Origin of the sequence: Stappia sp. (assembly GCF_048261845.1) — a bacterium.
GTDB lineage: Bacteria > Pseudomonadota > Alphaproteobacteria > Rhizobiales > Stappiaceae > Stappia.
Map to the genome: position 1 here is coordinate 17,412 of NZ_JBLXFR010000052.1, position 9,905 is coordinate 27,316.

Below are 9,905 nucleotides of genomic sequence, written 5' to 3' on the forward strand. Positions count from 1 at the left end.
GGAACGCTTGCGCGCCGCGCCGCACACTCATTTCCTGTAGAATTCATCCATCCGGTGAATGCCGAAATGCGCACCGGGATCCCAGCCGTAGATCCCCTCTTCCGGCACGTTTCCGAGATTCTTCACCACCACCGGCTGGCGAACCTCCGACACCAGCCCGATATGGATCGTCTCCTCTGCGTGAATGCGCAGGATCTCGTGCCAGATCTCGGTGCGCTCTTCATGCGAGGACGAGACGAGCCAGGCTTCGTAAAGCTCGATCAGGCGCACCGCCGGTCCCCATTCGGGCTTCTCTCCGGTCTGCCCGTCGGTCTCGTACCAGTTGCCCCAGCGCGCCCAGGACAGGAAGTCGCCACGCACCGGCACGAAGTCCTCCGGCGTCATCTCCGAGGTCGGGATGCCGTTCTCGAAGCCCGACCAGACGGCCATCACCATCAGGCCCGACAGCGCGCGCTCGCGCATGATGTCGCGCTGGCTGGGCTTGGAAAACAGCTTCACGCCGATCTCCCGCCAGGTCTCGCCGACCAGTTCGAGCGCGTCGAGCTCCTCCTGGCTCTCGCCGGTGGCCTCGACGATGATCTCCAGCGGCCGGCCGTCCGGCAGCAGGCGCACGCCATCGCCGCGCCGCTCGGTCAGACCCATCTCGTCGAGCAGCTCGTTCGCCCGGTCCGGATCGAAGCCCGCGTAAAGGTCGCGATATTCGGGACGGAACAGCGGGCTGCGCGACAGGACCGTGTCGTTTCCGGCGGTGCCGAAGCCCAGATACAGCACCTTGTTGATCATCACCCGGTCGATGCCCAGCGACAGGGCGTGCCGGAAGCGGGTGTCCTGCATCACCTCGCGCCAGACCGGATCGGCAACGGTCAGGTTGGGCAGCAGCGAGATCTGCGAGCCCTTGCTGATCGGCCACAGATAGGTATCGAAGCGCCCCGCCTTCTCGCCCTGCTTGAGGATGGTGATGTCGGAAAAGCCGATGTTGCGTGCCTGCAGGTCGGCCTCGCCCGCCTGGGTCTTGGCCGGGATGATCTTGCCGTCGGCAACCGTCATCACGACGCTGTCGAGATAGGGCAGCTGCTGGCCGGCCTTGTCGATGCGGTGATAGTAGGGATTTCGGTGCAGGACGAAACGACGCTCGCTGTCATCTGCAAGCCGAACCCAGGGCTGCAGGCTCGGCAGGTCCGGATTGCGGGCGTCATACATGTCATCCATCTTGTTGAAGAGCGCCGCCCAACTCCTCAGCTTCTTCTCTTCCGCCAGTTTCGCGATCTTGTCCATGTCGCCATAACGGGCGTGGAACTGCTTCAGGTAGTGCGCCGGCCGGTAGATGAATGGCGGCCGGGACTTGGCCAGTTCCGGCTTGAACAGCGGGTTGGGTGCATTCCAGCTGAACCGGACCGTGGTCTCGTCGATGACCTCGAAGAGCGGCGGCTCGCCGCCGGCCAGCATGAACTGCGGCAGACCGGAGGGCTGCAGCTCGCCGTTCAGCGCCACGTCCTCGTACCAGAAGCGGATGTCTTCGGAGGTGAACGGGTGGCCGTCGGACCACTTGTGTCCCTTGCGCAGGACCAGCGTGAAGACCCGCCCCTCCTCCTCGATGAAGTCCTTGAGAAGGTCGGGCCTCAGCTCGAGATCCTCGTCATAGCCGACGAGGCGGGCATAACCCCAGACATTGATCAGGCGGACATCCCGCGAGCGGCCGATCAGGGTGTCGATATGACCGCCCGGCGTGCCGATCTGGCGCCCGCGCGCGACCAGGTCGACGACGAGCGGCTCCTCCGGCACCCGCTCGCCAACCGGCGGCAGGTCAACGCCGACGCGTCCGGCCAACGAGGGCGTTTCCTTGAGCGTCAGCGCCGTTGCCGGGACCGCGATCAGCACCGCCAGCGCGGCAAGGGCAACGGCCAGAAGCCGGTGCTGCGAAAGCCGGGGCGTCATTGTGCGGCCTCCATCGACGTGGCGGGCCGGTTCGGCGCCAGTCCCGGCGCGCAGACGAAATGACTCGGCGCCACCTCCACCAGAACCGGCCGCACACCGTCGAGCACCCGGTAGGGCTCCGGCCATTCGGCGGGCTCGGAGGCCCGGCCGGCATTGAGCGCGGCAAAATCGAGCGGCGCGGCGAGATCGGGCTCGGGCACGGAGGCCAGCAGGGCCCGCGTATAGGGATGCATCGGGTTTTGCACCACGTCACGGGTGAGACCAACCTCGACCACCCGGCCCCGGCACATCACCGCGACCCGGTCGGCGATGTAATCGACGACAGCCAGATTGTGACTGACGAACAGATAGGTCAGGTTGAGTTCCGCCTTCAGGTCCTTGAGCAGGTTGAGGACCTGCGCCTGGACCGAAACGTCGAGCGCCGAGGTCGGCTCGTCGCAAAGGATGAACTCGGGGTTGAGCGCGAGCGCCCGGGCGATGCCGATGCGCTGCCGCTGGCCGCCGGAGAAGGAATGGGGATAACGGCGCAGGAAGCGCGGATCGAGGCCGACAAGGCGCATCAACTCGCGCACCCGCTCCGCCCGCTCCTCGGGCGTGCCGATCTTGTGGATCACCAGTGGTTCCGACAGCAACTCGTTTACGGTCATGCGCGGATTGAGCGAGGAGAACGGGTCCTGGAAGATGAGCTGCACCCGTCTGCGATAGTCGAACAGCTCCGCTCCGCCCATTTTCGCGACATCGACCGGCCCGTCGCCGCAATCGTAGCGAATCTCGCCCGCATCGACATCAATGGCACGCAACACGGCCTTGGCGGTCGTCGTCTTGCCCGAACCGCTTTCGCCGACAAGGCCGAGACATTCGCCGCGCCTGACGGTCAGGTTGATGTCGTCGAGCGCCAGCACCGTGCGGGCGCTGCCGCCGAGCAGGCCGCCCTTGCGAGTGGTGAACCGCTTGGTCACGCCGCTCAGCGTCACCAGCGGCGTACCGGGCGCGCATGTGTGCCTCTCGTTCGCCTTCTTCAGGAAGCCTTCCGCGTGCGGCTCGATCGGACGGATCGGCACCAGACGCTCGCCCGCTCCCATGCCGAAGCGCGGCACGGCATTGAGCAGCGCCTTGAGATAGGCGTGCTGCGGATTGGCGAAGAGGTCGGCGGCGCTGCCCCGCTCCATGATGCGGCCGTGATAGATCACCACCACCTCGTCGGCCATGTTGGCGACGACGCCGAAATCATGGGTGATCAACAGGACGGACATGTGCAGCTCGGTCTGCACATCCTTGATGAGCTTGAGAATTTCGGCCTGGATCGTGACATCCAGCGCGGTGGTCGGCTCATCGGCGATCAGCAGCGAGGGACGGCAGATCATCGCCATGGCGATCATCGCGCGCTGACGCAGGCCGCCGGAAAGCTCGAACGCGTAGGAGTCCAGAGCGCGCGCCGGATCGGGAAAGCGCACCAGGCGCAGCATCTCGCGGGTCAGTTCGCGCGCCTCGGCCGGCGAGCAGCCGCGATGCAGTTCCGCCGCCTCGCCGATCTGGTCGCCGATCGTGTGCAACGGCGAAAGCGAGGTCATCGGCTCCTGGAAGATGATGGCGATGCGGTTGCCGCGAATGGCGCGCAGCGCCGGGCCCTTGCGGTCCAGCGTGGCGATGTCGACCGGTTCGGCCTCGTCGCTGTCACGGAAAAGGACGCGTCCGCCCGTCACCTGCGCCTTTTCCGGCAGCAGGCCCATGATCGTCTGCGAGATCACCGTCTTGCCCGAACCGGACTCCCCGACCAGGGCAACGGTGCGATTGCGCGGCACGGAAAAGGACACGTTGTCCACTGCGCGCGACCGCCCTTCCTGGGTCGTGAAATCGACGCTCAGACCGTCGACCGTCAGCACATCCACGTGGTTCGCCCTCCTCCTGGCACCCTCGTCTTTCGCCCCTCTGTTCCGGCGATTGATCGGGCCATTATAGGAGGCAAGTCCTGTCGTGAAAGTTCATTCCCCGACATGTGCCCCCATACGCACATATCACTGCTACAGCAGGTGCATGTGACCGGCATCACAAAACCATGACGGCAACCGGAAAAAACCGTGCGCATTGCGGACACCGGATCAACCCGCCAGTTCGATACCGCCTTGCACCGGCACAATCTCGTCTGGCGTCACCGTGTCGTCGACACGCCATACGGCGATCGCTCCGCTGCGCCCGCGCAGCTTGTGCGTGCCGACACGGGTGGCGCAACCGGCAAGCAGGCCGCCGGCCTGCGCCCGGATGCGGGCCATCGCCGTGTCGCTGGCCAGGATCACCATCTCGTCCTCCGGCGCGACATCCCGGCCAAAGGACTGAAGACGCTCGCAGACATTCACCGCATCGCCGACAACGGTGTAGTTCCAGCGGTCGAGCGCCCCGACATTGCCGACCACCACGCGCCCCGAATGCAGGCCGATGCGCATGCGGATCGGCTCCCGTCCGGCCGCGCGCGCGGCGCGGTTCGCCTCGCGCAGCGCCGCGGCAATGGCAAGGCACGCCCGGGCGCCGGCGATCGCATGGTCGGGCCGCTCGTCGGGTGCGCCCCAAAAGGCCAGCATGCCGTCGCCGATGAACTTGTCGACCGTGCCGCCCTCCTCCTCGACCGCGCCGACAAGCACAGCGAAATGCTCGTTGAGTACCTCTGCAGTGCGGGCGGCGGTGAGGTTCTCCGACAGGGAGGTGAACCCGACAATGTCGGTGAAGATGAAGGTCAGGTCACGTTCGCTCGCGACCGCCGCCTGGTCGACGCCGAGGCGCATCAGCTTGCGGAACAGCGAGCGCGGCACATAGGTGTTCATCGCCTTGAGGCCGATCACCATGGCGTTGAAGGCCTGGTAGACCTGATCGAGTTCACGCACCCGGCTGCGCGGCAGCGGCTCGACCCGGTCGAAATCGAGATCGCCGACGAATTGCGCCCGCCTGGAGATTTCCGACAGTGGCCGCGCCGCGCGCCGCACCAGAAGCACCGACAGGCCAAGCGCGACCAGGATCGAGACGAGACCGACCACGGCCGAACCGAACAGGCGCTGCACCTCGCGTGAAATGGTCGAGGCGACATAGTACTGCCCGACTGTCCAAACGCCCGGTCCATAGCCGGCGATGATCTTGGTCATCGACAGGAAGTCCGGACCGCCGTCATCGCTTTCGAGATCGCGCACCTCGACGCCCGCCGCGCTGGCACGCTCGAAATTCTGCAGCGTGGGCGCGGTCGCCAGCCTCATCAAGGCCTTGTCGCCCAGCTCGTCGACCGTCAGAGGCAGTTTCGGCGCCTCACCGTCCGGTCTCGCGTAGTCCTCGATATCCGAATGGGCGATCACCTCGTTGCCATTGGCGATGATGAAGACGGTGGCGAAGGGACCGTCGTCAAGCTGGCGCGCGGTCCGGCCGAGCTCGTCGATCGACACCGCGGCTGTGAGATATCCCTTCAGGACGCCGTCGGTTGCCAGCGGAACCGTGACATTGGCGTAGAGCACGTCGCCGGACTTCACCAGCGGGCCCCATGTCGCCGGCGAGCCGGCCGCGATCTTGGGAAGGATGTAGCGTTTCGCCTCCTCCGGCACCTGCTGGCGCTGGAACGGCCAGAGCTTGCCGGTGGCGGAGCGGTAGACACCGTATTCGTCGCCCTCGATGTTGGTGACGACGAGGACATCGAGCGCCGGATTGGCATGCACCGCAGCCAGGATCTCCGGCCGGAAGCCCTCGAGGCTGCCCCTGTCGAGGGACCGGTTCTCGAACACCGCCTTCAACTGCACGACCGCGCCCGAGGCCAGGTCAAGATGGTCGCGCAGCCTCCGCTCCAGCGCGTTGGTGGTCAACACCGCCTTGTCGTTGAGAAGCGAAAAGGTGTTGCGCATATTGGCCGTGACGGCGAGGCCGAGCACAAGCAGCATCGACACGCCGACAAGCGCACCGAAGGCGATGCCGACGAGCCAGGTCATCGAGATGCCGCGCATCCGCCCACGTCCGTATCTACTCAGCCGGCGTATCATGCTTGGCAGTCGTCCCTGTCCGTGAATGCCGGCGCCTGCATGTCGGTTTCAAACGTGGGGCGCCGCAACGGTTGTCTCGTCCAATGGCGACACCTTACGCCGGATTGCGGCACGATGGCGACCCCGCGACGTCAAATCCGGGTCGATGCAACACGTTACTGCTTCGGTGCACAACCTGCGCCAGGGAGGCCGGCGTCACTGTACTCGCATCCGCACAGCGGCTAGGGTCCGGACCCGCCGGCGCGAGGCACGAGGGGAGCACAGACGGGTGATCGACTACGAGGCCGAATACAACAACCGGGCGCTTGTTCCCGACCACATGACGATCATCGACGGCTGGGCCCGCGACGCTGCCGCCTATCGCGAAAGCGCCGACTGCCAGACCGGAATTGCCTATGAACTCGGCGAGCGGGCGCGATACGACCTGTTCCTGCCGGCGGGAGGGATGCCGGCGACGGGAGCAATCGCGCTGTTTCTGCATGGTGGCTACTGGCAGGCGCTCGACCGGTCGTACTTCTCCCACATGGCGCACGGGCCGAACGCGCACGGCCTGCCCGTGGCGGTTGCCAACTACTCGCTCTGCCCGCAGGTTCGGGTTGCCGATATCGTCGAGGAGGTCCGCCAGCTTGCCGGGCATCTGTGGGAACGCTACCGCAAGCCGGTCATCGCCTATGGCCATTCCGCCGGCGGACAACTGACCGCGGCACTGCTTGCCACCGATTGGGGAAATCGCGGCCTGCCGCCCCGGCTGGTGCCGGCGGGCCTCGCCATCTCGGGCGTCTTCGACCTGCAGCCGCTGATCGGCACCTCGATCAACGCGAACCTGCGCCTCGACCGCAAGGAGGCGATCGAGGTGTCGCCGGTGGCGCTGGCCGCACCCATGGGAACCCGACTGATCGCCGCCGTCGGCGGCGGCGAATCCTCCGAGTTCATCCGCCAGTCCAGGGTCATCGCCGATGCCTGGGGACGTGGCGGCGTCGCCACGGAACTCGACATTCGTGGCCAGGACAACCATTTCACCGTCATCGCGCCCCTCGCCGATCCGGCCAGCGACCTGACCGCGGCGTTCGTCTCGATGGCCCGCGCCATCTGCTGATCCCGCGCCGCCCCGACGCGGCGAACATGACCCGTATCAATGCGAGCGTGCCGGTTTTCCTGTCGGCTTGCCTCTGCCCGGCAACGCCCGCAAGCACGCATCCCTCGCAGGAAGGAGCATCCATGCGTCCAGAAACCCCCGCCCCCGTCCGCCTCGAGGACTATCGCCCGCCCGCCTACGGGATCACCACGGTGCATCTCGACATCCGGCTCGCGCCGCAGGCGACCAGGGTGCGGGCAAGGCTGGCCGTCAGCCCGGCCGAAGGAACCGAGGCAGGCACGCCCCTGGTTCTCGACGGTGACGAGCTGAAGCTTGTCGCGCTTGCGCTCGACGGTCGGGTACTGGCGGAAGACGCGATCCGGGTATCGCCCGACCGGCTGGAAATCCTGTCGCCGCCCGCCGGCCCCTTCACGCTTGAGATGGAGACCGAGCTCGATCCCGACGCCAACACCCGGCTGATGGGTCTTTATCGCTCCAACGGCACCTATTGCACCCAGTGCGAGGCGGAAGGCTTTCGCCGGATCACCTATTTCCTCGACCGGCCCGACTGCCTCGCCGTCTACACCACCCGCATCGAAGCCCGCAAAGGCGATGCCCCGGTGTTGCTGGGCAACGGCAATCCGGTGGAACACGGCGATGTGCCGGGCACCGACCGCCACTACGCGATCTGGCACGACCCGCATCCCAAGCCGAGTTACCTTTTCGCGATGGTCGCCGGCGACCTTGCCCGGGTGAGCGACAGCTTCACCACCAGCGAAGGACGGGACGTCGCCCTCAACATCTATGTCGAGCATGGCAACGAAGGCGCCTGCGACTGGGCAATGGACAGCCTCAAGCGCTCCATGCGCTGGGACGAGGAGGCGTTCGGTCGGGCCTATGACCTCGACGTGTTCAACATCGTCGCCGTTTCGGACTTCAACATGGGCGCGATGGAGAACAAGGGCCTCAACATCTTCAACGACAAATACGTCCTGGCAGAGCCGGACACCGCCACCGACCAGGACTATGCCGGCATCGAGACGGTGATCGCGCATGAATACTTCCACAACTGGACCGGCAACCGGATCACCTGCCGCGACTGGTTCCAGCTCTGCCTGAAGGAAGGTCTCACCGTCTTCCGCGACCAGGAGTTCTCCGCCGACCAGCGCTCGCGCGCGGTCAAGCGCATCGCCGACGTGCGCCTGCTCAAGTCGCACCAGTTCCCGGAAGACGCCGGCCCGCTCGCCCATCCGGTGCGCCCGCGCCTCTATCACGAGATCAACAACTTCTATACGGCCACCGTCTACGAGAAGGGCTCGGAGGTCGTGCGGATGCTGAAATGCCTGCTCGGCGACGTCGCCTTCCGCACCGGCATGGACCTCTATTTCGACCGCCACGACGGCGAGGCGACCACCATCGAGGCCTTCCTTGCCTGCTTCCAGGAAGCGAGCGGCGTCGATCTCGCGCAATTCGCGCTGTGGTACGAACAGGCCGGAACGCCCATGGTGCGTGCCGAAAGCCATTACGCCAAGGAAACGGGCCGCTTCACCCTGACGCTGCGCCAACAGGTGCCGCCCACCCCGAAACAGGCCGACAAGAAGCCGATGCACATTCCCGTCCGCGTCGCGCTGATCGGGCGGGATGGACGCGAGCTTCGGCCAGCCTCGGTCACGGGCGCGGAGATGACCGGCGACGTCATCCATCTGCGCGAAACCTCGCAGACCGTCACCTTCACCGGCCTCGCCGAACGGCCCGTGCCCTCGATCCTGCGCGGCTTCTCGGCGCCGGTGTCGCTGAATAGCGACCTTGCCGACGAGGACCTCCTGTTCCTGGCGGCCAACGACAGCGATCCCTTCAATCGTTGGGCCGCACTTCAGACGGTGGTGATGAATGCGCTGATCGCGGCGAGTGCCTGCGTCGCGCGCCAGGAACCGGTGACCCTGCCGGACGCGCTTGTCGCGGCGATCGAGGCAAACACGGTCGACGGCACGCTTGAACACGCTTTCCGTGCCCTGTGCCTGCAACTGCCCGGCGAGGCCGACATCGCCCGTGAAATCGGTCACGATGTCGACCCGGAGGCGATCAGGATCGCGCGTGCCGCAGTTCGCCGCACCATTGCCGACCGGATGGCACGGGCCATCGCCGCCGAATATGCCGGCCTTGCCAGCACCGACGCGTTCTCGCCCGAGGCCGCCGCGGCCGGGCGCCGGTCCCTGCGCAATGTCCTGCTCGACTATATCGGACATGGCGAGAGCGGCAGCGACGGCGCGCTGGTGCGGGCCCATTTCGAGCAGGCGGACAACATGACCGACCGCCTCGCCGCGCTCAACGTGCTTGTCCACGCCGCCCTGCCTGGCCACGAGGACGCACTTGCCTCCTTCGCGGCACGCCACAAGGCGAACCCGCTTGCGATGGACAAGTGGTTCATGGTGCAGGCCACCGCGGCGCAGGACGAAACGCTCGACAAGGTGCGCGCGCTCACCCGTCACCCGGCCTTCTCCGCCGGCAATCCGAACCGGGTCCGGGCCCTGATCGGCGCCTTCGCGACCGGCAACCAGAGCCAGTTCAACCGCGCCGACGGCGCCGGCTTCGACTATGTTGCCGGCTTTGCCCGCGAGCTCGACCGGAGAAATCCGCAGGCGGCGGCCCGCCTCCTGTCGGCTTTCCGCTCCTGGCGGGCGCTCGAACCGGAGCGGCGCAAGCACGCCGAGGCGGCCCTGCGGCACCTGGCTTCGGACGACGGGCTCTCGGCCGACATGCGCGACATTGTCGACCGCTGCCTGCAATAGTCCGGAAAACTCCCCTTTTTGAAGATGTTCCCGCCATCCGCAACAAGGAGACAAGCCTCGTGCGGATGGCGCACCCGCGCCGGCGGCACGGGACTCGCA

At 66.4% G+C, this 9,905-nt stretch carries 5 protein-coding genes; 2 read left to right on the forward strand and 3 right to left on the reverse strand.

The window, feature by feature from the left end; genetic code table 11:
* Positions 1-27 precede the first annotated feature (27 nt).
* The 3 genes from ACN0T5_RS17130 to ACN0T5_RS17140 all read right to left on the reverse strand — a co-directional run bounded on the left by ACN0T5_RS17130 (position 28) and on the right by ACN0T5_RS17140 (position 5,942).
* Positions 28-1,935, reverse strand: coding sequence for an ABC transporter substrate-binding protein (locus ACN0T5_RS17130; protein ID WP_417769833.1), 1,908 nt, complete (start codon positions 1,933-1,935; stop codon positions 28-30).
* A complete protein-coding gene (locus ACN0T5_RS17135; protein WP_417769834.1) occupies positions 1,932-3,824 on the reverse strand; it encodes a dipeptide ABC transporter ATP-binding protein in 1,893 nt (630 codons plus the stop codon). The genes ACN0T5_RS17130 and ACN0T5_RS17135 overlap by 4 nt, the downstream gene beginning before the upstream one ends.
* A gap of 210 nt (positions 3,825-4,034) precedes the next feature.
* Positions 4,035-5,942 carry an adenylate/guanylate cyclase domain-containing protein gene (locus ACN0T5_RS17140; RefSeq protein ID WP_417769835.1) on the reverse strand — a complete coding sequence of 636 codons (1,908 nt, stop codon included), beginning with the start codon at positions 5,940-5,942 and terminating at the stop codon, positions 4,035-4,037.
* Positions 5,943-6,210: 268 nt separating this feature from the next.
* On the opposite strand from ACN0T5_RS17140, the gene ACN0T5_RS17145 reads away from it, so the two are divergent.
* Both ACN0T5_RS17145 and pepN read left to right on the forward strand, forming a co-directional pair.
* On the forward strand, positions 6,211-7,038 hold the full coding sequence (locus tag ACN0T5_RS17145) for an alpha/beta hydrolase (RefSeq protein WP_417769836.1): 828 nt from the start codon (positions 6,211-6,213) through the stop codon (positions 7,036-7,038).
* Positions 7,039-7,160: 122 nt separating this feature from the next.
* Complete coding sequence (gene pepN / locus ACN0T5_RS17150) at positions 7,161-9,806, forward strand: aminopeptidase N (protein WP_417769837.1); 2,646 nt, start codon at positions 7,161-7,163, stop codon at positions 9,804-9,806.
* Positions 9,807-9,905: the final 99 nt, after the last annotated feature.